The organism is Psychrobacter sp. YP14, from assembly GCF_003209315.1.
Lineage (GTDB): Bacteria > Pseudomonadota > Gammaproteobacteria > Pseudomonadales > Moraxellaceae > Psychrobacter > Psychrobacter raelei.
Genome location: NZ_CP029789.1, coordinates 1,108,749 through 1,131,496, shown reverse-complemented (window position 1 = coordinate 1,131,496; position 22,748 = coordinate 1,108,749). Strand labels below are relative to the sequence as shown.

Annotated in this window: 21 protein-coding genes; 8 read left to right on the top strand and 13 right to left on the bottom strand. The window is 44.6% G+C overall.

Going from position 1 to position 22,748, the window contains the following annotated elements; genetic code table 11:
• Positions 1-53: 53 nt before the first annotated feature.
• The 3 genes from DLE54_RS04860 to ispF form a co-directional block, all read right to left on the bottom strand.
• A complete protein-coding gene (locus tag DLE54_RS04860) occupies positions 54-539 on the bottom strand; it encodes a hypothetical protein (RefSeq protein ID WP_110816438.1) in 486 nt (161 codons plus the stop codon).
• Between the two features lie 391 nt (positions 540-930).
• The gene (gene grxD / locus DLE54_RS04855) at positions 931-1,266 is read right to left on the bottom strand and encodes a Grx4 family monothiol glutaredoxin (protein ID WP_110816437.1); all 336 of its coding nucleotides are present in this window, start codon (positions 1,264-1,266) and stop codon (positions 931-933) included.
• A gap of 236 nt (positions 1,267-1,502) precedes the next feature.
• Entirely contained in the window at positions 1,503-2,018 is a 516-nt protein-coding gene (gene ispF / locus DLE54_RS04850) for a 2-C-methyl-D-erythritol 2,4-cyclodiphosphate synthase (RefSeq protein ID WP_110816436.1), read from the bottom strand.
• 56 nt (positions 2,019-2,074) lie between these two features.
• Between ispF and mnmA the strand changes: the two genes are divergently transcribed.
• The gene (gene mnmA / locus DLE54_RS04845) at positions 2,075-3,271 is read left to right on the top strand and encodes a tRNA 2-thiouridine(34) synthase MnmA (RefSeq protein ID WP_197708912.1); all 1,197 of its coding nucleotides are present in this window, start codon (positions 2,075-2,077) and stop codon (positions 3,269-3,271) included.
• A gap of 532 nt (positions 3,272-3,803) precedes the next feature.
• Positions 3,804-5,213: an adenylosuccinate lyase gene (gene purB / locus DLE54_RS04835; protein ID WP_110816434.1), complete on the top strand. Its 1,410-nt coding sequence runs from the start codon at positions 3,804-3,806 to the stop codon at positions 5,211-5,213.
• A gap of 118 nt (positions 5,214-5,331) precedes the next feature.
• Here the strand turns inward: purB and DLE54_RS12060 are convergent, their stop codons facing one another.
• The gene (locus tag DLE54_RS12060) at positions 5,332-5,496 is read right to left on the bottom strand and encodes an NF038104 family lipoprotein (protein ID WP_197708911.1); all 165 of its coding nucleotides are present in this window, start codon (positions 5,494-5,496) and stop codon (positions 5,332-5,334) included.
• Positions 5,497-5,680: 184 nt separating this feature from the next.
• Between DLE54_RS12060 and DLE54_RS04830 the strand changes: the two genes are divergently transcribed.
• Together DLE54_RS04830 and DLE54_RS12055 are read left to right on the top strand one after the other, a co-directional pair.
• The gene (locus tag DLE54_RS04830) at positions 5,681-6,856 is read left to right on the top strand and encodes a cupin domain-containing protein (protein ID WP_110816433.1); all 1,176 of its coding nucleotides are present in this window, start codon (positions 5,681-5,683) and stop codon (positions 6,854-6,856) included.
• Between the two features lie 243 nt (positions 6,857-7,099).
• Complete coding sequence (locus tag DLE54_RS12055) at positions 7,100-7,264, top strand: hypothetical protein (protein ID WP_162853843.1); 165 nt, start codon at positions 7,100-7,102, stop codon at positions 7,262-7,264.
• A gap of 92 nt (positions 7,265-7,356) precedes the next feature.
• Here the strand turns inward: DLE54_RS12055 and DLE54_RS04825 are convergent, their stop codons facing one another.
• Positions 7,357-8,163 (bottom strand): enoyl-ACP reductase, encoded by an 807-nt coding sequence (locus tag DLE54_RS04825; protein ID WP_041773301.1) that lies wholly within the window; start codon positions 8,161-8,163, stop codon positions 7,357-7,359.
• A 266-nt stretch (positions 8,164-8,429) separates the two neighbouring features.
• On the opposite strand from DLE54_RS04825, the gene folE reads away from it, so the two are divergent.
• Positions 8,430-9,035, top strand: coding sequence for a GTP cyclohydrolase I FolE (folE, locus tag DLE54_RS04820; protein WP_011960225.1), 606 nt, complete (start codon positions 8,430-8,432; stop codon positions 9,033-9,035).
• 75 nt (positions 9,036-9,110) lie between these two features.
• On the opposite strand, the gene DLE54_RS04815 is transcribed toward folE, so the two are convergent.
• From DLE54_RS04815 to DLE54_RS04795, 5 genes are all read right to left on the bottom strand, one after another.
• Positions 9,111-10,847: a dipeptide ABC transporter ATP-binding protein gene (locus tag DLE54_RS04815; protein ID WP_197708910.1), complete on the bottom strand. Its 1,737-nt coding sequence runs from the start codon at positions 10,845-10,847 to the stop codon at positions 9,111-9,113.
• 89 nt (positions 10,848-10,936) lie between these two features.
• A complete protein-coding gene (dusB, locus tag DLE54_RS04810; protein WP_011960223.1) occupies positions 10,937-11,971 on the bottom strand; it encodes a tRNA dihydrouridine synthase DusB in 1,035 nt (344 codons plus the stop codon).
• 171 nt (positions 11,972-12,142) lie between these two features.
• Positions 12,143-12,574 carry an HIT family protein gene (locus tag DLE54_RS04805; RefSeq protein WP_011960222.1) on the bottom strand — a complete coding sequence of 144 codons (432 nt, stop codon included), beginning with the start codon at positions 12,572-12,574 and terminating at the stop codon, positions 12,143-12,145.
• A 176-nt stretch (positions 12,575-12,750) separates the two neighbouring features.
• Positions 12,751-14,391, bottom strand: coding sequence for a Si-specific NAD(P)(+) transhydrogenase (gene sthA / locus DLE54_RS04800; protein WP_011960221.1), 1,641 nt, complete (start codon positions 14,389-14,391; stop codon positions 12,751-12,753).
• A gap of 178 nt (positions 14,392-14,569) precedes the next feature.
• On the bottom strand, positions 14,570-15,469 hold the full coding sequence (locus DLE54_RS04795) for a pyruvate, water dikinase regulatory protein (RefSeq protein ID WP_011960220.1): 900 nt from the start codon (positions 15,467-15,469) through the stop codon (positions 14,570-14,572).
• A 533-nt stretch (positions 15,470-16,002) separates the two neighbouring features.
• Between DLE54_RS04795 and ppsA the strand changes: the two genes are divergently transcribed.
• The 3 genes from ppsA to rpsT all read left to right on the top strand — a co-directional run bounded on the left by ppsA (position 16,003) and on the right by rpsT (position 20,228).
• Entirely contained in the window at positions 16,003-18,390 is a 2,388-nt protein-coding gene (gene ppsA, locus DLE54_RS04790) for a phosphoenolpyruvate synthase (RefSeq protein WP_011960219.1), read from the top strand.
• 252 nt (positions 18,391-18,642) lie between these two features.
• Positions 18,643-19,473, top strand: coding sequence for an RDD family protein (locus tag DLE54_RS04785; protein ID WP_110816432.1), 831 nt, complete (start codon positions 18,643-18,645; stop codon positions 19,471-19,473).
• A 488-nt stretch (positions 19,474-19,961) separates the two neighbouring features.
• Complete coding sequence (gene rpsT / locus DLE54_RS04780; protein WP_011960217.1) at positions 19,962-20,228, top strand: 30S ribosomal protein S20; 267 nt, start codon at positions 19,962-19,964, stop codon at positions 20,226-20,228.
• 110 nt (positions 20,229-20,338) lie between these two features.
• On the opposite strand, the gene DLE54_RS04775 is transcribed toward rpsT, so the two are convergent.
• Genes DLE54_RS04775 through pyrF form a run of 3 tightly spaced genes read right to left on the bottom strand, consistent with a single transcriptional unit; the run spans position 20,339 to position 22,707 of the window.
• Positions 20,339-21,190 carry a histidine phosphatase family protein gene (locus DLE54_RS04775; protein ID WP_110816431.1) on the bottom strand — a complete coding sequence of 284 codons (852 nt, stop codon included), beginning with the start codon at positions 21,188-21,190 and terminating at the stop codon, positions 20,339-20,341.
• A gap of 12 nt (positions 21,191-21,202) precedes the next feature.
• On the bottom strand, positions 21,203-21,997 hold the full coding sequence (locus DLE54_RS04770) for a metallophosphoesterase (protein ID WP_110816430.1): 795 nt from the start codon (positions 21,995-21,997) through the stop codon (positions 21,203-21,205).
• Positions 21,994-22,707 carry an orotidine-5'-phosphate decarboxylase gene (pyrF, locus tag DLE54_RS04765; RefSeq protein ID WP_041773576.1) on the bottom strand — a complete coding sequence of 238 codons (714 nt, stop codon included), beginning with the start codon at positions 22,705-22,707 and terminating at the stop codon, positions 21,994-21,996. Before pyrF ends, DLE54_RS04770 begins: the two co-directional genes overlap by 4 nt.
• Between the last annotated feature and the right edge of the window lie 41 nt (positions 22,708-22,748).

Below are 22,748 nucleotides of genomic sequence, written 5' to 3'. Positions count from 1 at the left end.
GGCCCCAAAACATATGTTATGGGGCCTTTAGGTGGTTATCAATTCTTACAAAGTTAGCTTTGCGAGGGGCTTAACGGCACGATACGCTCTTTTTGGCCACTGCCTAACATACCTTGGCTGCCCACCCCTTCTGGATTGGCCTCAAGATAAGCGGTCATCTGCGCAATGGCGTTTTCATCGCCACTGTCGATAAGACGCTGCTTAATTACCTCAACTGGCGGTACCGGTAAATTCTTTAATAAGGAGATTAATTGCGCATTGTCGCCTTTGGTCACCACCATCTCAATAAGCTGACGCGCATCTACGGGTAAGTCTGGGGTAGATTGTGCCATTAAAGCAAGGTGATAGGCGCCTGAGATATCATCATCAGTGACGATACGCTGCTCAATGGCGCTATAAGTCTCGCTGGTCGCGCCGCCTGCCACACTTAATAGGTGGATACACTTCAAAGAAGAATGCGGCTCTTTGGCAATCGCCATAATTTTCTCTGATTGCGCTTCTAAATGCTGTCTTTTTTGCAGTAATTTATCATCTGTCATAGTCATTTTCCTAATTAAGCCCGTATTTGTCCCACAGGTTACCCCACTTGATCTCAGCTGACATCTTGCCTGTGTTTCGCTGCTGTTATAAAAGCTAATTTATAAAGCATCGCTAAGCGAGATTTAAGCTAAAGCAGCCTATATGGGTTAGGGCTCACTAAATATGTTTATCGTTTATTGTGGTTGCTTGTTGTTTAGGTTGCTTGTTGTTTATGTTGCTTGTTATCTATATGGTGATGAGCGCTCACTTCTAAAGGGCACATATACAAAAACATAACAGCTTGTCTGTTATTCAAATCGCTTTACTTCTTAAATTCTTGACCAAAAAAAACCCCAGAATCATTCCGGGGCCTTTGGTACTAACTTATTTTAATTAACCGCTGCTAAACGATTAGTTAGCTGGGCTGTGCTCTTCTACTAAAGGCTTAAGCTCGCCTGATTGATACATCTCTAGAATAATATCAGATCCACCCATAAGCTCTCCATTGATCCAAAGCTGTGGGAAAGTCGGCCAGTTGGCAATTTTTGGCAAAGTGGCACGAATTTCAGGGTTTTCTAAAATATTAACAAATGCAAATGGACGACCAATTTGAGTTAATACTTCAATGGCTTTAGCAGAAAAACCACACTGCGGAAACTGCGGCGTACCTTTCATATAAAGTAGCACTGGGTTTTCTTTAATCTGGTTACGAATTAACGTTTCGATGTCTTGGGCTTGTTCTGTCATATCAATTCCTTAATGGTGAGACAAGGTTGCCAACTACAGTTTTAAAGCTACAGTTTAACAAATTGGTGAATGCTAGTACCGAATCAGCTAGGCGTCAATAGCCTGGCGTCTAACCGGTGTAGCGGCTAAAAATATCATTCATAGGTAATTATAGTATTTATGGGGATAGTAACAAAAAATACAACGAAAATGCATCTTATCTGTCATCTCAATTCAGCTTTTGCTAAAAAATCAGCTTACACCTGCTTTGTTAATAACACCACAGCACTGGCCATAATACCCTCTTGACGACCCGTAAAACCTAACTTCTCAGTAGTGGTGGCTTTAACACTAATATTATCAACGTGAGTCTGTAAGTCTTGAGCGATATTAAGGCGCATCGCCATATTGTGTTTGGCAAGCTTAGGACGCTCACACATGACCGTGATATCGGCATTGACTAAGCTGTAGCCTTTTTGGAGAATCAAATCATAAACATGGCGCAGCAGCACGCGTGAGTCTAGTCCTGAATTGGCATCATCAGTATCTGGGAAATGCTGACCAATATCCCCCAGTGCTAAAGCGCCCAAAAGCGCATCGGCAAGTGCATGCAATACCACATCGCCATCAGAGTGAGCCAGCAGACTGTGGCTGTGCTCAATCTTCACGCCCGCTAGGGTAACAAATTGATTGGGCTCACTTTTGGCGCTTTGTGCGTCCAGCTTTTTGTCATAAAACGCGTGTACATCAATACCTTGTCCAATTCTTATCATTATCAGCCTATCAGTGTTATAATTTAGCCCAAATTTTAGCATAGTTTCTGATACTTATGACGACATCTACTGGTTTTGATAATAACGCCTATAATTTGCCCGCCCTACGCCTAAGCGATGTGCCCAATCCTGCCCAGACTCGTGTGGTCGTAGGCATGTCTGGCGGTGTGGACTCTTCTGTTTCTGCGGTACTGCTGCAGCAAGCTGGCTTTCAGGTAGAAGGCTTGTTTATGAAAAACTGGGAAGAGGATGACGGCACCGAATACTGTACAGCTATGGAAGATTTGGCCGATGCGCAAGCGGTGTGTGACAAAATAGGCATCACCTTACATACCGCAAACTTTGCGATGGAGTATTGGGACCGAGTATTCGAGCACTTCTTAGCCGAATACCAAGCCGGCCGTACCCCAAACCCAGATATTCTGTGTAATAAAGAAATCAAGTTCAAAGCCTTCTTAGACTACGCTGTGACCCTAGGCGCAGATTACATTGCCACCGGTCATTACACCCGCCGCAGTGTCAATTACACCCGTGAAGATGGGCTTGAAGTGGCGCATCTGATGCGTGGGCTTGATAACAACAAAGACCAAAGCTATTTCTTACATGCAGTGGGCGGCGACAAGATTGCTAAGACATTATTCCCAGTGGGCGAGTTAGAAAAACCTGAAGTACGCCGTATTGCTGAGGAGCATGATCTGATTACGGCTAAGAAAAAAGACTCAACCGGTATTTGCTTTATCGGTGAGCGCCGCTTTAAAGACTTTTTGCAGCAATACTTGCCGGCCAAGCCGGGCAACATCGTGACCGATGATGGCATTACTATTGGCAAGCACGATGGCCTCATGTACTACACCTTAGGTCAGCGCGGCGGCATAGGTATTGGCGGGGTCAAAGACCGTCCTGAAGAGCCTTGGTTTGTGCTACAAAAAGACTTGAGTAACAACGAGCTGATTGTTGGTCAAGGTCATGACCACCCGATGCTGCTTAGCCAACGCCTAACCGCTTATAAGCTTGACTGGGTTGAGCGTATCGCGCCAGCTGCTATCTTTAGTGAGCAAGGCCTCAAATGCATGGCCAAAACTCGGTATCGTCAGCCCGATCAAAGCTGCACGGTATTTGCTGACTCTGATGATGGCAGCCGCGTAAAAGTAATATTTGATGAGCCACAACGTGCGGTCACACCAGGTCAGTCTGCGGTATTTTATATCGGCGAGGTGTGCTTAGGCGGCGGTGTGATTGAGTCGTTTGAGTAATTAAGTGAGATAAGTCATTTAGTCACTCCTTGATATAAAAGAAATCATGCTTATATGGAGTGCTATGTTTATTCTATTACTATTAGTTGTTGTTTGGCTTTCGATTTTGCTAGGGCTGATTGCACTTACTAGTGAGTCCTCTGACAATTCTAAGCCCGACTATTCGAAGAATAAACTTATTTTCTTATGTGCTGTGACTGTGGCTTACCTCATAGTCACTTCATTCTTATTGTATGCATTTATTAGTGCTATATTTGATGCTGCTGCTTCGGTATAGCGCCAATTTTTAGACTTTGCTTTTTTAGACTTTATTAGACTTTAACTTTATTAGTCTTTATTAGACTTAAAAAGTCACTTAACGTCATTAATTGCTATAATTGCAAACCACGCTGATCAGACGCTGTATTTGATTTACGTTTTTGCTGTTTGGTCTGAGTTTTGCTGTCCATCGCGGCAGCCGTTTTTTATTTATTGTGTTAACAATTTGTCGTTTCCTATTCTTGTTTTTCACCCACTGAGCTAAAGGATATTTATGTCTGCCTCTTTATCTGCCTTAACTGCCCTATCTCCGATTGACGGTCGCTATGCCAGCCGTGCTGACTCATTACGTGCTCATTTATCAGAGTTTGGTCTTATTAAAGCCCGCGTTACTGTTGAGATTCGTTGGTTGCAAGCCTTAGCCGATAATGATGCCATCACTGAATTGGCCAAGTTTGATCAAGAGACCAATGCCTTTTTAGACGCCATCGTTGATAACTTTAGCGAAGACAACGCACAAGCGATTAAAGACATCGAAAAAACCACCAACCACGATGTAAAAGCGGTTGAGTACTTCATCAAAGACAAGTTTCGTGGTAATGCTCAGCTAGAGGACAGCTTAGAGTTTATCCACTTTGCTTGTACTTCAGAGGACATTAACAATCTATCTTATGCATTAATGCTAAAAGACAGCCGTGACATCGTGGTTGCCAAATTGCAACAAGTGACAGACTCTATCGTGGCACTGGCAAAAGAACATGCCAACCAGCCTATGTTGTCTCGCACTCATGGTCAGACTGCCAGCCCAACGACTTTGGGTAAAGAGATGGCTAACGTGGCCTACCGCCTAGCCCGTCAAATCAAGCAAATCAATCAAGTTGAGCTACTAGGCAAAATCAATGGCGCCGTGGGTAACTACAACGCTCATTTATCTGCTTATCCTGAGGTTGATTGGACAGCACATGCACAGCAATTTATCACTGAGCGCTTAGGTCTGACCTTTAATCCTTACACCACTCAGATTGAGCCACACGACTATATTGCTGAGCTATTTGATGCGCTGCGTCGTTTTAACACCGTGTTAATCGATTTTAACCGTGATATCTGGCAATACATCAGCTTAGGCTATTTCAAGCAAAAACTTAAAGACGGTGAAGTCGGCTCATCCACCATGCCGCACAAAGTTAACCCCATTGACTTTGAAAACTCTGAAGGTAACTTGGGTGTGGCAAATGCCATGCTGGCGCATTTGGGCGAAAAACTGCCTATCTCTCGTATGCAGCGTGACTTATCTGACTCAACTGTTCTACGTAACATTGGGGTTGGTCTGGCTCAAGGCATGATTGCTTATGATGCGTGCCTAAAAGGCGTTGGCAAATTGGAAGTTAATCCTGAGAAGCTAGATAGCGATCTTGATAATGCTCAAGAAGTATTGGCAGAGCCTATCCAAACTGTGATGCGCCGCTACCGTGTTGAAAACCCATACGAGAAGCTAAAAGCGTTAACCCGTGGCCAGGCCATGACCCGTGAAAAAATGCTTGAGTTTGTTGATAGCAATGAATTAGATGCAGTGCCAGATGCAGACAAAGCCCGCTTACGTGAGCTGACCCCTGCCACCTATATTGGTAATGCTGATGAACAAGCCCTAGCCATCGAAGAGTGGATTGCTGCATTAAATAAATAATGCTGTTATTTACTCACTGTTATAAAAAAGACCCTACTCATCAGTAGGGTCTTTATTCATAATACAACTTATGTATCTCATTATTGGAGAAGATAAGCGCTTTAATTACCTGATGCGTTTAATCACCGCCTGGGATAACAGCACGAGTAACCGCTGCTGTCCCTTTCACCACACCTTTTGTGGTTTTGTAGGCGACTTTAACCGGCACAGTGACCAACTTATGGACACAGGCTTGGAGCATGAGACTGCTAATAAGAATGGTCAAAAGGGTGAGTTTTTTCATAGATACCTTAATGCAATAATAAACATAAAAGACAAATAACTTGTCTGATTTTAGTGCTCATAATAAAGCAATAAAATCAGATACAACACCCAATTTTTATATTTTTTTCTTTCTTTGCACTCATAAAAGCCCCATTAATATTTTTATTTCGCCACCTATACCCTCAATATGGATACCCTTTTTTATGAATACCATTAAGTTTTGTCTGCCAGATACCATCAGCCCTGAGGTCTTCTTGCGTGACTATTGGCAAAAAAAACCTTTACTCATTAAACAAGGCCTACCACAACTGGCCGGCATGTTTGAGCCAGATGATATTTTAGGTCTTAGCCTAGATGAGGCAGCCACAGCTCGGCTGCTGACCCAAAACCCAACGTCACAAGGCGATCAGTGGCATCTTCAGCAAAGCCCTTTATCTGAGGAAATGTTTGACGATTTACCTGAGCAATGGACAGTGTTGGTACAAAACTTAGAACAATGGTCACCTGAGCTGGGTCAATTATGGCATGCTTTTAACTTTATTCCGCAGTGGCAGCGTGATGACATTATGGTGTCCTACGCCCCTGCTGGCGGCTCTGTGGGCAAGCACTATGATGAATATGATGTGTTTTTGGCGCAAGGCTATGGTCACAGACGCTGGCAACTGGGCAAGGTGTGTGATGCCGGTACTGAGTTTATTGCCGATCAACCCATTCGTATTTTCGATGACATGGGTGAGCTTATCTTTGATGAGATATTAGAGCCAGGTGACGTGTTATATGTGCCACCCAAGCTCTCTCATTACGGGGTGGCTCAGGATGATTGCCTGACTTTTTCATTTGGCTTTCGACGTCCAAACTTAATGCAAGTACTAGATAGCTTGGTGGACATTGCGACCGCTGAGCCCTCGTTATTTACCCCACTGCTACTAGAGCAGCCCTTGCAGCCTTCAGGTCAACTTGAAGCCTCAAGTATTGCCCAAATTAAGTCTCAGCTGTTGGCCAAGCTACAGTCTGAACAAGGTGATCAGCTGATTGCACAAGCCGTCAGTGAAGTGGTCAGCAAGCGCCAGTACGAGCTACTGGTGCCCGAAGAAGCGCTCGATGTCTCAGAGCTGGAGCAGGCACTTAAAGAGGGCGCCGTCATTAAGACAGACTACAGCAGCCGCCTCATTTATAGCCAACAGGCAGACCAAATCACTGTCTTTGCCAACGGTCAGCGTTTAGAGGACATAATCGGCTGTGAAGCCGAGCTATTACAACGCTTAGCGGATGCACAAAGCCTAACTTATCAGGATTTATTGGCCGCTGATTTGCCGCTTGAGACAATAATGGGCTGGCTTGAAAACAGCTGGGTGTGGCTGGACTTCGATGCCCAGTAATCATCGGCTGTAGCGCTTAAAATTTGTGCGCTGCGTTACATCATTGATACACTAAGGTGCGGTGGGTGGTTTTATTAACCACATCTCCATATTAGTTTACATTTGTAAACACACTAGGTTTAATTTGGTTTTATAATAAAAAAGTGACTTATTTATAATTTTTTAATAACAACCAATCAATCACCCAATCAATAACATAGATAGACCCCCACTGCACGGAGTGCTGTAACAAGGAGAACCACCATGTCCGATGATAATAGCGTTAACGAAACCACCAAAATGGCGCGTAATGATATTAACCAAGACCATTTAGACAAAAAAGACCAGCAGCGTACCGATGATTGTGCCTTAGATATGATGCAGGGTCTGCATGATCACGAAGACCATGAAGATAGCCAAGACAGCTAATTAAGTTTATTTTTAATCAAAGTTTTATAAAAAAAGACGTTAACCCTCGTTAGCGTCTTTTTTATTTGATGTGCTTTGATGTTATGGCATGCTTATTCTTCGTCACCCAGCGATAGCAACTGCTCACTGATAGCCACGGTATTAAAGCCACCATCTACAAATACAATTTCACCGGTAATCCCTGAGGCCCAAGGTGATAATAAGAAGGCAGCTGTATTACCCACCTCCATCTGAGTCACATTGCGTTGTAGCGGCGCAATCTTAGCATTCACATCAAGCATTCTACGGAATGATTTGATACCGCTGGCCGCTAGGGTACGGATTGGACCGGCTGAGATGGCATTGACGCGGATACCTTCGCCGCCCATAGAAGCCGCTAAATAGCGCACACTGGCCTCAAGGCTGGCTTTGGCCATACCCATTACGTTGTAGTTTGGAATAACCGATATACTGCCTTGGTAAGTCAACGTCAGTAATGAGCCTTGACGCTTGGCCAATAGTGCTCTTGAGGCACGTGCCAGCGCCACAAAACTGTACGCAGAAATGTCATGAGCAATGGCGCTACCTTCACGGCTGGTCACTTGAGTGAAGTCCCCATTAAGCTCATCAGCGGGTGCAAAACCAATGGCGTGGACTACCCCGTCGATACCGTCTTCCCAGTGCTCAGCCACAGCGGCAAAACACGCGTCAATCTCAGCATCCGAGCCCACATCACAGGGCAATACCAAATCTGCGCCGAAAGCCTCTGCCGCCATATCTACGCGTTTTTTCATCTTGTCATTGGGATAAGTTAAAATCAATGACGCCCCTTCTCTATGTAATGCCTCAGCGATGGCCCAAGCGATAGATAACTTGCTGGCAATACCCGTCACCACAAAACGTTTACCTTGTAATAACATCACTATTACTCCCTTATTTATAATTTTTCGTTGTTTTATCATTGTCCCCCACCTGATGTTAAGATAAAAGGACTCCATTTTTAGTACCAAGTGTTCACTCAGACTTTTGTGATGTGCATAATAATACAAAAGTCAGCATAATTCACAGTAATCTGTGTTTTTTTATCTCTTAGGTGAAAAATACTCAGCTATTTTTTGACAAAGACCTTTACAATTTATTTGTAGCCGTTAAGCTATAGCATTCTTCTATTTTGCTATTTATAACTATGTGTGATTCTAATTCAAATTCTTTAAATACTGCCCTAGATCCCAGACTGCCCAGTCCTGATCTTTATGCCAAATTAATCGCCTCTACTGGAGAAGATTTAAATCGACCAGGCTTACTAGATACGCCTACTCGCGCCGCCAAGGCATTTGGTTATTTAACCCAAGGATATCATCAATCACTCACTGAAGTGACCAATAATGCGGTATTCCCTACGGATAACTCTGAGTTGGTATTGGTGCATAATATTGAGTTTTACTCATTGTGTGAGCATCACTTGCTGCCGTTTCATGGTGTCGCTCATGTGGGCTACTTACCAGATGGCAAAGTACTGGGCTTATCCAAAGTGGCACGCATTATCGATATGTATGCCCGCCGCTTACAAATCCAAGAAAGCTTAAGCCAACAAGTCGCTGAAGCCATCATGGAGGTGACTCAGTGCCGCGGCGTAGCTGTAGTTATGGACGCCTCGCACATGTGTATGATGATGCGCGGGGTCAATAAGCAGTTATCTAGCACCCGTACCACAGCCATGCTAGGCGACTTTAAGACGGATATGCAAGCCCGCAACGAATTCTTTGCTGCGCTGCCGGCCTCAAAGCTTTAAACCGCTTATTTATCCCTAGCCATTGACCGTGTTTACTGATATCAACCCGTCTTTATAGGCGGGTTTTTTGATGGGTTAAAACTGCTGGCTATGGGCACTGGTATCAATCAGTAACTTTGAATAAGGATGCTGAGGATTCTCAAATAGCTGCTGAGTGGGTTGATATTCGACACACGCCCCCGCCTTTAATACCATAATGTGCTGGCACAAAGCTTGTACAACTTTTAGATCATGGCTGATAAAGATATAGCTGATACCAAACCGAGCTTGGATATCTCTTAGTAGATGCACCACAGCCACCTGGGTGCTGCTATCTAAGGCAGAGGTCGGCTCATCTAAGATGATAACCTTTGGACGCATAATCAGTGCACGTGCCAGTGCCACTCTTTGACGTTGACCTCCTGACAGCTCATGTGGATAGCGATAAACAAAGTCTGGCGGTAAGTTCACCGTTTGTAGCACGTCAATCACTGCCTTTTCACGCTCAGCCTTGTCCACCCCTTTTACCAATAGACCTTCTTCAATGATTTGCATGACGTTAAATCGTGGATTGATACTGGCGAAAGGATCTTGAAACACCATTTGTAAGGTAGAACGAAAGTGACGCAGCTTACTTTTGCTTAGGCTATTTACTTTTATGCCTGCCACGTCAATCTCGCCGCTTACTTGGGCCTGAGTACTGAGCAATCGAGACAGGGCCAAGGCGATGGTGGTCTTGCCTGAGCCTGACTCACCCACAATACCTAACGAGGCGCCACGGGCCAACTCAAAGCTGACATTGTTTACTGCAGGTGCCCACTCACTCACCCCGCCCAGCAGACTTTTTTTGGCAGCAAAGGCAATCGATAAGTTGATGGCTTTAATAATAGGTACGGTATCGCTATCATCTGATAAAGATAGCGCTGGGCCAAAGTTTTGGTTAATTAATGACAGGGTATAAGCGCTTTGGGGATGGTTAAAAATCTGCTCACTTAGCCCTTGCTCCACCACTGTGCCTTGCTGCATCACAATGATTTGATGGCTATAGCGGCGTACTAGGTTCAGATCATGGCTGATCAGCAACATCGCCATGCCTTTTTGTTGTTTTAGCCGATTAAGCAGCTCAAGAATCTCATGCTGCAAGCTGACATCAAGAGCGGTGGTGGGCTCATCGGCAATGAGCACATCGGGGTTTTGAGCAAGCGCCATAGCAATCATTACCCGCTGACGCTGACCCCCTGAGAGCTCATGCGGATAGCGATTTAATTTTTGCTCAGGCTGCTTGATATTGACATCATTTAACAGCTCAATAATGCGCGCTTTAATCTGAGATTTTGGGAGGCCACTCAAGCGCAGACTCTCAGCAATTTGCTTGCCTACTGTATGCAGGGGGTTTAAGGCCGTCATTGGCTCTTGGAACACCATCGCAATTTTTGCCCCGCGGACTTGCTTTAAAATACGCTCACGCTTAACTTGACGCCTAGCAAAGCCATCCGGCTGCTGGGTGATGGGCAACTCACCTACCTGCTGTAAGCTGACCGTCCCCTTAACGCTTAAGCTCTCAGGCAATAAGCCAAGGAGCGCCAAGCTCGATAAAGACTTACCAGAGCCGGACTCGCCAACGATGGCCAAAGTTTGCTTTTGATACAGCCGATAGGATAGATCCTGCACCAGCACAGTGTGTGCTTGCGCAATATGTAGGTGACTGACACTCAGCACCGGCTCACCGCCATATTGCTCAGCACAATTATGATTAATAGATGAGCCGTCAATCTTAGTAGATTGAGCCGGATGACAAGCAGAATCGGAGGGGTTGGCAGGGCTTACGGGCATGGACTCATTCTCATAACAAAGACTGAACGCCTAATTTAACCCATTTGAGCGGTGAATCCTAGCCAAAGTTGGTCTGTACTGATGCCGGTCTAGCGTTCACGAGCTGAATGAGAGGATAGAAACTTATCCACCACTTTATATTGACCAGCAGTGCTCTCCTCGCCATACATGGCCTGCCTAAAGGCGTTAGAATCCTCGATACCAGAGGTATACCAAGCAATGTGCTTGCGGGCGATGCGGCAGCCTGAGTATTCACCATAAAAATCATATAGCTCTTGTAAATGAGTCAATACAATTTGTCTTAACTGCTCAATACTGGGGGCTGGTAATATCTCACCGGTCTGCAAATAATGGGCGATATCTCGAAACAGCCAAGGCTGACCTTGAGCAGCACGACCAATCATAATGGCATCACAGCCGGTCTGCTCATACACTTCTATGGCTTTTTGGGGGCTGTCAATGTCGCCATTGGCAATCACCGGGATGTTAACCAATTGCTTTACTTCACGAATGAGATCATAACGGGCCTGACCTCCGTATTTGTCTTCTCGAGTACGGCCGTGGATAGCAATGGCAGCAATACCCGCCTCTTCTGCTCGTTTGGCCACACGCAAGATGTTCTCCTGTCCATTCTCATAGCCCAAGCGTGTCTTTAAAGTGACAGGTGCATCCACTGCGGCCACTGTCGCATCCAGCAGACGTGCCACCAGATCTTCATCTTTTAATAAAGCAGAGCCTGCCAGTTTACGGCACACCTTCTTGGCCGGGCAGCCCATATTAATATCAATAATCTGCGCCCCATTATTGACCTGATACTGAGCCGCTTCAGCAATTTTATCAACATCTGCGCCTGCAATTTGCGCGGATATGGGGGCAATTTCTCCCTCAAAGTTGGCTCGAAATAACGACTTTTTATGGGCATATAACGTGGCATCAGCCGTCATCATTTCGCTGACGGCATGACCGGCCCCAAACGACTTGCATAAGCGTCGAAACGGGTTGTCTGTTACTCCAGCCATAGGCGCCACCATCAATCGGTTCTGAATCTCTAATCCGCCAATATATAATGGCTGCAATAAGGGATGATCGGCCAAGGTGGTGGGTAATGTCATATCATTTGCCATTGAATCGCTCAAAAAATCATTTTAAAAGAAGTATATTATTTGCAGACAAAAAGGCTTGCCCTAATAAGGACAAGCCCGTTTTATCCTGCCGTTATTGTAAGGGCTAATACCTAAAACTCAAGCGTTAACTCAAAACCTAAGGTTTAGATACCCAGCGCCCAAAGCGGCCTGTTAAGCGTGCTCAATCGCTGCTGCTAGCTGCTCAGCCTGCTGTGCAAGCTCTGCCATGTCTGCTTGAACCACAGCATGTTTACCCAGCTCATGGATATTAGAGGGAATGAGATGCACATGATAATGGAAGACGGTTTGGCCTGCCTCAGCGCCATTTAACTGCATTTGAATAATGCCTTCACGATCAAATACTTTACGCTGTGCTGCCATTACCTTTTTGGCCGTCATCAGTACCGCACTGGCATACTCAGGCTCAAGCTGCGAAAGCTCTACCGCTTTTTGTTTAGGAATAACCAACACATGACCTTTAGCTTGCGGCATGATATCCATAAAAGCTAAGGTCTTGTCATCTTCGTATACCTTGTGACAAGGGATATCACCCGATAAAATCTTAGCAAAAATATTATCGTCTTCGTAATGCTTAATGCTCATCGTTATGTCCTTATTTGTTGTGGTTTATATGAGGCATACGTTTACCTCAACATCAGTCGTATTTATCCAACTATTCAACACCAACCGCTGACAAGTTGCAACTGTAATTGCACCATAAAAAAGAGACTGCCAAGCAGTCTCCTTTTTTATGGTAGTTAAACACTGAACCACTTAGATTAAAATACGCGGTTTAGACCATTTAACGCAGCCACACGGTACGCTTCTGCCATGGTGGGATAGTTAAAGGTGGTATTCACAAAGTACTCTAGATTGTGACCACATTTCATAACGGCTTGACCAATGTGAATAATCTCAGAGGCATGATTACCATAGCAGTGGATACCCAAAATCTCTAAGGTTTCGCGGTGGAATAAGATTTTTAGTACGCCTGAACGCTCACCGATGATTTGGGCACGTGCCAAATGCTTAAAGAAAGCCTGACCCACTTCATAAGGTACTTTCTCATCGGTCAATTCTTGCTCAGTTTTACCGATACTTGAAATCTCAGGGATGGTATAAATACCAGTAGGTACGCTAGATACCGGCTCAGCATCTTCATCACCCACCATGAAGGCAGCTGCACAGCGGCCTTGGTCATAAGCGGCAGAAGCCAGTGATGGCCAGCCAATAACATCACCGGCAGCATAGATGTTCTCAACCTCAGTACGATAAGTGTCATCGACTTTGAGCTGGCCTCGGCTGTTGGCTTTTAGGCCAATGCCCTCTAAGTTTAGGCTTTCTGTATTGCCTGAACGACCATTCGACCACAAAATGGCATCTGATTTGATTTTTTTACCGCTTTTTAGATATAAAATAACGCAGTCGTCATAGGTCTCAAGCTTTTCAATCTCTTCGTTATTGCGAACCAATACCCCAAACTGACGGAAGTCATGCGATAAAGCATCGCTAATCTCTTTATCCAGATAGCTGAGCAACGAGTCGTGGTTATTGATTAAGTCCACTTTATAGCCAAGACCGGTGAAGATAGAAGCATATTCACAGCCAATCACGCCAGCACCATAGATGATGATTTTTTTGACCACATAATCCATTTGCAAGATTTTGTCAGAGTCAAACACGCGTGGATGATCGAAATCTAATAAGTCTGGACGATACGGACGGCTACCGACTGTGATAATGGCTTTGTTAAACGTGATGGTTTCAAAGCCTAAGCCGTCACCTAATTCGATATGCAAGGTGTGATTGTCTACAAAGCTTGCCCAGCCATGACGCACTTCAATCTGATTGCGCTCATAAAAACGGGTATGCGTGTCTACTTGATTACGCACGACTTTACGCGCTTTGGTCAGCACCTTATTTAAAGGTACCTGATAATAGTCTAAGCCTTGAGAGAATAAAGGGTCACGGCGATAGTTAATTAAGTTAAACACAGACTGACGTAGCGCCTTACTGGGGATGGTCCCCACATGGGCTGAGTTACCACCGACTTGACTACGGGCATCGACTACCACAACTTTTTTGCCAGATTTGGCAAGCTTCATGGCCGCCGCTTCCCCAGCAGGACCTGCGCCAACAACGACAGCATCATATTCATACTCATGATTGTCATTTTTTAGGCGCTCAGAGTCACGAGTGAACCCAGAATTGATACGAATGCGATCGTTATCTAATGGACTGATGAGGTTTGGATGAAACAAGGTGTCCTCTAACGAGCTGTCACTGGCTTTGACAGGCGTTTTTTTGACTTCTGATAACACACTAGGTGCAGCACTGCCAATCTCATTAGCCGCTGTTTGAGTGCTTTGTTTGTCATCGTTAATATCGCTGGTTTCATCACCTTTACGTTTTTTAGACATATCATCCTCTTTGGTATTATAGTTCTGGCTGCAGTGGGTACGGCAATCGCTCAGTGGCACAAAATGTTTTTTTCGGCATCACTTTTTGATATTGGCTATTTTAGAGCCTGTGAAAATGCCCAATAAAAACTGGCGCCATTATAACAAATACTGACCCTTAGGTCATGGTAAAGTAGCCTTATCCAATACGGCGCTTTAATCCGGTAATTTGTAAAATACGGGTAGCAATCTCCTCGACCGACATCTCAGAGACATTTAGGCTGGGAATATTTTGGGTCATATAAATTGCCTGAATTGCCCGCTGCTCCTCTTCACACTGTTTATAACTGGCGTAACGACTACCGGCTCTGCGCTCTTGTCGAATCTTTTGAAGACGCTCAGTATCAATAATCAGACCAAACAATTTACCACGGTGCGGCTGTAGCGCTTTGGGCAGCTGGTTATCAAACAAATCATCTTCGGTCAGCGGATAGTTAGCGGCACGAATACCAAACTGTAAGGCTAAGTATAAAGAGGTGGGCGTTTTGCCAGATCGAGATACCCCGATTAGAATGATATCGGCCATATCATAATGACGGGTGCGAGCGCCATCATCATTATCTAGTGCAAAATGTACCGCATCAATACGAGATTTGTAGGTTTCTGAGTCCACATTATCATGGGCGTGGCCTGAATGACCGTCTGGCTCTACCCCTATCTCATCAGTAATACGGCCAATTAATCCCTCATACATATCAAGATTACAAGCCTGAGCAGAATTCACCACCGCACGAATATCAGGATCCACAATGGTATCAAACACCAAAGGCAGAATACCGGTAGACTGATAGGCTTCATTGATATGTTTTACCGCCGCCTCTGCTGTCTCAATGGTGTCCACATAAGGAATAACTCGCGTCTCAAAAGGCACACTGGCGAACTGGCTTAAGATAGAGCGGCCTAAGGTCTCTGCCGTAATGGCGGTACCATCTGAGATAAAAAAGGCCACCCGAATCACTTGCGGCTTGTCATCGACAGCCAGTGCACTACGATTTTGGATGGTGGGTTTTACCGACAGAGTATTGAGTAGATTTTCCATAAAATTCCTTAGCAGCAGAGCGTTAAAAACCAAATTTTATAAACTAAGCGCATCTTATCAAATTATCGGTGTTTTGAGTGTGTAATAAGTTTTGAGTATGTAATAACTTAACCTGATTTATCGCAATCTATTTAAGTTAATTTTGACAATTACCCCGTCTGTCTTTTTTAGGTTTTATTTAGGCTGTGTGCTAAATGCCCTTATTTTTGATAGCCATAGAATAGCCATAGCAACTGCCTTTAAGCTCAAAACTGTTCAAAAAACAACCAAAAAGTTATCATTTCTAAAATAAATATCTGTATTTTAATTAGATTATAACCCATGCTATTAAAGGCTAAAAACGGCATAATTCAGCCTTGATACAACTGGGCAACATAGACTCTCAATTAACTTAAATGCTATAGTATTCCCAAATCTACTACCGTAACCCGTCAGAGTGTTGACTACGCCCAATCTCACAGCGCACTGACCCTACACAATTTTTTTAAATAACGTTATAATTTAAAAAAATAACCTTATTTCCTGGAGTTATCATGACAGCACCGCAAGTTATTACCCTTGACAAGCTAGGCAAAAACGACGTCGACACAGTCGGCGGTAAAAACGCCTCTTTAGGCGAAATGATTAGCCACTTATCAGATTTAGGTGTGAGTGTTCCTGGCGGCTTTGCTACTACTGCAGCGGCTTTCAATAGCTTTTTGATCGAGACAGGTCTGTTAGACAAAATCAACAATGAGCTTAAAAGCCTAGACGTTGATGATGTCAAAAAACTGACCGAAACCGGTGAAAAAATTCGTAACTGGATCATCGAACAAGAGCTACCTAAGTCACTAGAGCAAGAAATTCGTGACGCTTTTGAAGTGATGAGCGAAGGCCAAGACATTGCGGTTGCTGTTCGCTCCTCTGCCACAGCAGAAGACTTACCAGATGCCTCATTTGCCGGTCAACAAGAGACCTATCTAAACATCCGTGGTATCGAAAACGTTCTGATCGCTATTAAAGAGGTGTTCTCATCACTTTATAATGACCGCGCTATCGCTTACCGTGTTCACCAAGGTTTTGAGCATGCAGGTGTTGCCCTATCAGCGGGTATCCAGCGTATGGTTCGCTCAGAAACTGGCGCGGCCGGCGTTATGTTTACTCTAGATACCGAAAGCGGCTTTGATGAAGTGGTATTTATCACCTCAAGCTATGGCCTAGGTGAAATGGTGGTACAGGGTGCGGTTAACCCAGACGAATTCTACCTATCAAAAGCGCTATTAAAAGAGGGCAAGCCTGCTGTTATCCGCCGTAACCTAGGCAGCAAACATCAAAAAATGGTGTATGGCGATGAAGGCAGCACTACCCGTTCAGTGAAAACCATCGAAGTAGAAAAAGAAGATCGCAACCAGTTTTCACTAACGACAGAAGAGCTGACTGAACTTGCCAAACAAGCATTGGTTATCGAAAAACATTACGGTCAACCAATGGACATCGAGTGGGCCAAAGACGGTGATTCAGGCAAGCTATTTATCGTTCAAGCACGTCCAGAAACCGTTAAGAGTCGCCAAGACCGCAACGTCATGGAACGCTACTTGGTACAAAGCAAAGACGCTAAAATCTTATGCGAAGGTCGCTCGATCGGTCAGCGCGTAGGCTCAGGTAAAGTACGTGTGGTAAACAGCATCCATGAAATGGACAAAGTACAAGTCGGTGACGTACTGGTATCTGACATGACAGATCCAGATTGGGAACCTGTTATGAAGCGTGCTTCTGCCATCATCACCAACCGTGGTGGTCGTACGTGTCACGCAGCGATCATTGCTCGTGAATTAGGTGTACCTGCTATCGTTGGCTGTGGTAATGCCACTGAAGTATTGACCGATGGCCAAGAAGTGACTGCGTCGTGTGCTGAGGGTGACACCGGATTTATCTATGAAGGTCTATTAGACTTTGAGGTGAAGAGCAGCTCTATCGACTCTATGCCAGAGCTTCCATTTAAGATTATGATGAACGTGGGTAACCCTGACCGTGCCTTCTCATTTGCTCAAATTCCAAACGCAGGTGTGGGCCTAGCGCGTCTAGAGTTCATCATCAACCGTATGATTGGTGTGCATCCAAAAGCGCTATTGAACATGAACACGCTACCACGTGAAGTGTCGCAAGCCATTAAAGAGCGCATCTCAGGCTATGCCTCTCCTGTAGATTTCTATGTAGACAAATTGGTTGAGGGTATCTCAACGCTAGCCGTGGCCTTTAGAAACCAGCCTGTTATCGTTCGTATGTCTGACTTCAAGTCAAACGAATATGCCAACTTAATCGGTGGTAAGCTGTATGAGCCATCAGAAGAAAACCCAATGCTTGGTTTCCGTGGTGCTAGCCGCTATGTGTCTGAGAACTTCCGTGACTGCTTCGATCTTGAATGCCGTGCATTAAAGCGTGTGCGTGATGAGATGGGTTTAACCAACGTTAAAATCATGATCCCATTCGTACGTACTACTGATGAGGCGCGTCAAGTGGTTGAAATCTTAGCCGCCAACGGTCTAAAACGTGGTGAAAATGGCCTAGAGCTTATCATGATGTGTGAGCTACCTACCAACGCCCTATTGGCTGAAGAATTCTTAGAGCATTTCGATGGCTTCTCAATCGGCTCTAACGACTTAACTCAGTTAACCTTAGGTCTAGACCGTGACTCAGGTATCGTCTCTCATCTATTTGATGAGCGTGATGCTGCGGTGAAAAAACTACTGTCAATGGCCATTGCAGAATGCCGTAAGCAAGGTAAATATGTCGGTATCTGTGGTCAAGGCCCATCAGATCACCCAGATCTAGCTTACTGGTTAATGGAGCAAGGTATCAACTCTGTATCATTAAACCCAGACTCAGTCCTAGACACTTGGATGTTCTTAGCCGATGATGCCAATGCCAAACAAAATGGCTAATTAGGCACAGCGCTGAAAAGCAGACAGCTTAGAGGTTAATCTTTAGCCTCTAATCCGGCGACCACAATTATCAAGTTTTATTGATTATTGTGGTCTTTTTCATTTAATATAATAAATAAGATTGAAAGCCACCGCGCTACACCCAACTATAAAAACTATAGGGATAAAAATAGCTTAAACACTTTAATTTAACTGTTTTAATGAATTTTGTCTTAAGTAGTGGTTTTGATTTTACAAAAGGTTGTTATATCAATGCAGATTTATCTAGCAAGAAACCAAGTTCAGGCGGGTCCTTACACGCTCACAGAGCTCAATAATATGCTTGCCACCGGTCAGGTAGACTTAAGTGATCTGATGTGGCATGCCGGTATGGAACAGTGGCAGCAAGTTGGTGAAATGACCCAAGGCAAAAATCACTACAACCCAAATGGCAGCATAAGCTCAGTACCGCCAAAGCGAGTGTCTGTGGCTGAGCTTTATGGCAAAAAAGAGTCTCATTCGACTACATCGCCCTCAGGCAATAAGCCTTTTAATATCAATAAACCAGTTAGTCTAAAAAAACAGACCGCCAGCATGGCCGCGCCCACACAGCTGGCCAGCATTAGCAGCCGAGTTTTTGCGGTACTGCTCGATGCTTTATTATTTTTGGCCTGCTACTTACCCTTTTTGTCAGGCTTAAATTATGATTTTGCAAAAATTACCGCCACCAATGGCGACATGGAAAAAATGACCCAATTGGCGCAATCGGTTCCTGAGCATTTAAGCTCAATGACCTCGATTATGTTTTTGGCGCTGTTTGCCATTCAGCTGATCTTATTACTAAGACGTGGGCAGACCATTGGTAAATTGGTGAATGGTATTCGTATTGTTGATGAGCAGTCAAAAAAACTGGCTTCAGTGACTCAGGTTATTTTAATGCGCAGCGTCATTACGTCAGCACTGTATATTCTACCCATGGTAGGCCCTATGATTTTATTGGCTGATTTTGTGGTGATGACTATAAATAAAGAGCGCCGCAGTATTCACGATAGGATTGCCAAAACCAGAGTGGTTAAAGCCGATCCTAAGCAGTTAGAAAAATAATAATCTCGCTATAGGCCTTTGGTGCTATTAATATGCCCCAAAAGCCGCTCATTTCTTGAGTTTATATTGTATTAAGCTGCCAAATTTGTTAAAATTGGCGGCTTTAATTTACACACAAATATAATATTCCAATTTGGTGTAAATGACACAACGGCCGCTTAGATTTAAGCTAAGATAAGTGATTACTCACAACCCTTTAGACTTAAATATCATGTTATTAGATGGGCTGCTCTGATAACCAGCTATTTTGTGTCAACAACTATTTGCTAGTCAATGGATAGTCTCAGATCCATGATGGCTAAAATAGGAAAGCTTACCATTGCCCTGCCCTAAGCTTGCTTAATGGCATTAATTGATAAGTTTTGTGTTATTTTACAAATAGAATTTTGCGTCAATTAGTTTTTGCTATAAACTATTGATTTTTATATTCATCAGTAATTATTACTGAGTCCTAATTTTAGTAATTAAACTCTACCAAGGAGACATCCGTGGCTAACTCAGCACAAGCTCGTAAACGCGTTCGTCAAAACAACACTCGTCGTCAGCACGCTGCATCACAGCGTTCAATGATCCGTACTTACATCAAAAAAGTAGATGCCGCTATCTTAGCTGGTGACTATGATGCCGCTACTGCCGCTTATAACAAAGCAGTACCTGTTATTGATCGTATGGCTGATAAAGGTGTTATCCATAAGAACAAAGCTGCTCGTCATAAGAGCCGTTATAACAAAGCAATCAAAGCACTTAAAGCTTAATTGATTTGATATAACCCAAAAAAGAGCCCCTAACTTTTTATGAAGTTAGGGGCTTTTTTTGTCAGATACAGACTTCAAATTTAGCCATAAATCTTTAAATGACTGGCAGACTAAGGCAATATTAAACGCTGTGTGGGTACTTCAAATCTCTCACCACGCCAAATAAAGTTGGCAGTCGCCTGCTCAAACGGCTTATCATCAAACCACAAGAACATCCCCTCCATCATCTTAGGCCAATCATCCCAAGTAATACCTGTGCTTTGGGTCATAACCCCCAAAAATGCCGCGAGCAAAGTATCATGACTGACCGCCAGTGACAAATGTCCCGGCTGCGGCTGCGATTGATACAGTACAGATAATAAATCTAAAGCCCCTTTATTGGCAGGCTTAGTACTTGGCAAGCTATTTTGTAAAAAAGCATTGATAAACTCTAAAGCACCAATCTCTTTAAACACCGCATTGGCAAGCTTAGCATCAACCACCAAACTACCAGGCTCGACCAATAGCGGCTCATGAGCAATGGGCTGACTCACCCCCGCCCCCTCTTGCATCAATTTGGCAGTATCTACACAGCGCCAAATGGGACTGGCAATACTATGCGTATCTAAAGAGTACGGTAAAGACTCTGCCAGCCAGCGCCCCCATGACTTGGCCAACACTCGGCCTTGTGGGGTTAACGGTAAGTCATAGCTGGCAAAGCCCTGACCATTTGAGCGCTCTCTTAAAGAATGACGGGTGAATAAAATCAGCCGCTCATTATTATGCGGCAAATGCTTAACCGAATGCATCATACTCGGTGGCAGATGCGCAGGCGCCGGCGCTGTCTTATGTAGACTGGGGGTATTGGCAGTGAGTGTTAAATCGCCTGTGTTAAGCTTGGCAGAACCAAACTCCGGCTGTATGGACTTGTTATCCAAACGAACGTCATGGCTTGTGATTTTATCTGTTGAATTATTTGTCATAATTTCGCCGTATCAAACCTCCACCATTTTTGACCAGTCAAACTCTAATTGAGTACTACTCACCTCACCAGGATAAGCACGGGGATTCACAATCACTCGAGTATTGCCTTCTATATAGTCAAAAGCCTCATGCGTATGACCATGTAGCCATAGCTTGGGAGCCCAGGGCTTGTGCATCCAAGCACTTAAATCACTGACAAATGCAGCATTGCTTGGCATACCTGCGTACCGCTGTGATACCGATCTGGGGGTGACACTGTGATGGGTCATGACCACTACCTTCTTGTGCTCACTGTGTGCCTCTATTAAAGCCTGCTTGAGCCAAGCTCGGTGCTGAGCATGAATCTGCACCGAAATCTCAGGCGAGAATAACTGTTCGCCTGCGTAAATTTGTCGGTAGTCTCGCATAAATGACATGACGACCTCTCGCGTCTCTTCGGTGGCACCAAACTGATAGTCGGTCCACAAAGTACAGCCTAAGATACGCACATCTTGGATATCAATCTGATCACACTGTAGTACTCTTAGCCCACTCATGCGGTTACTGTCAAAAGTATCCCACTGAGCCAGCTGCTGATCGAAGCACAAAATGTCTTCTGAGAAATATTCATGATTTCCGGCAATGGTCACCACAGGCGTTTCATTGAGCATGGCTTGCTGCTGTAGCCAAGCCATCCCCTTATCACTGTTGGCGGTATCTCCGGCTACCAAGATAATATCGGCCGCTGTCTTTGGGATATGGCCCAGCGGCTTATCCCGTTTGGCATAACTGTCGATATGAAGATCACTTAATAGTTGTAGTTTCATAACGTATCAAGAATTTGTGACATCTTTTGGGTGGGATTATCAGCGTGGGTGATAGAGCGGCCTATAACCAGATAATCTGAGCCGTTTTTCATAGCCTGCTCTGGGGTACAAATACGTTTTTGGTCATCGGCTGCATCCTCAAGGGTACGGATGCCTGGGGTCACCAATTGAAAATCCATCCCACAAAGCTGTTTGAGACGACTGGCCTCTTGAGCGGAGCACACTACCCCATCAAGTCCCGCCTCTTTAGTCAGCAGCGCCAAACGCTCAACTTGCTCATTGACCGGCACATCGATCCCCAGCTGACGCAGCCCCACCTCAGTCATAGAGGTCAATACTGTCACTGCAATCAATAACGTCTCATGGCCGCCGTTTACCAAGCGCTCTTTGGCCGTCTGCATCGCTTCAAGACCAGCACTGGCATGTACATTGACCATCCATACCCCCATATCTGCTGCTGCCAATACCGCTTGTGCTGTGGTATTGGGAATGTCATGGAATTTTAGATCCAAAAACACCTCAAAGCCTCGTTGATGTAACTCATCGATAATTTGAGGTCCACAGCGTGTAAACAGCTCTTTACCCACTTTTACGCGGCAATACTTAGGATCCAGCTGATCGGCCAAAGCCAAGGCTTCATTCAAAGAGGCTTTATCTAACGCCACAATAATAGGCGAATTGGGCCGGGTTAATTGTGGTTTGTTTTGCAGAATTGACTTGGACTGCTGAAGTTGGGTCACATTGCCTCCTA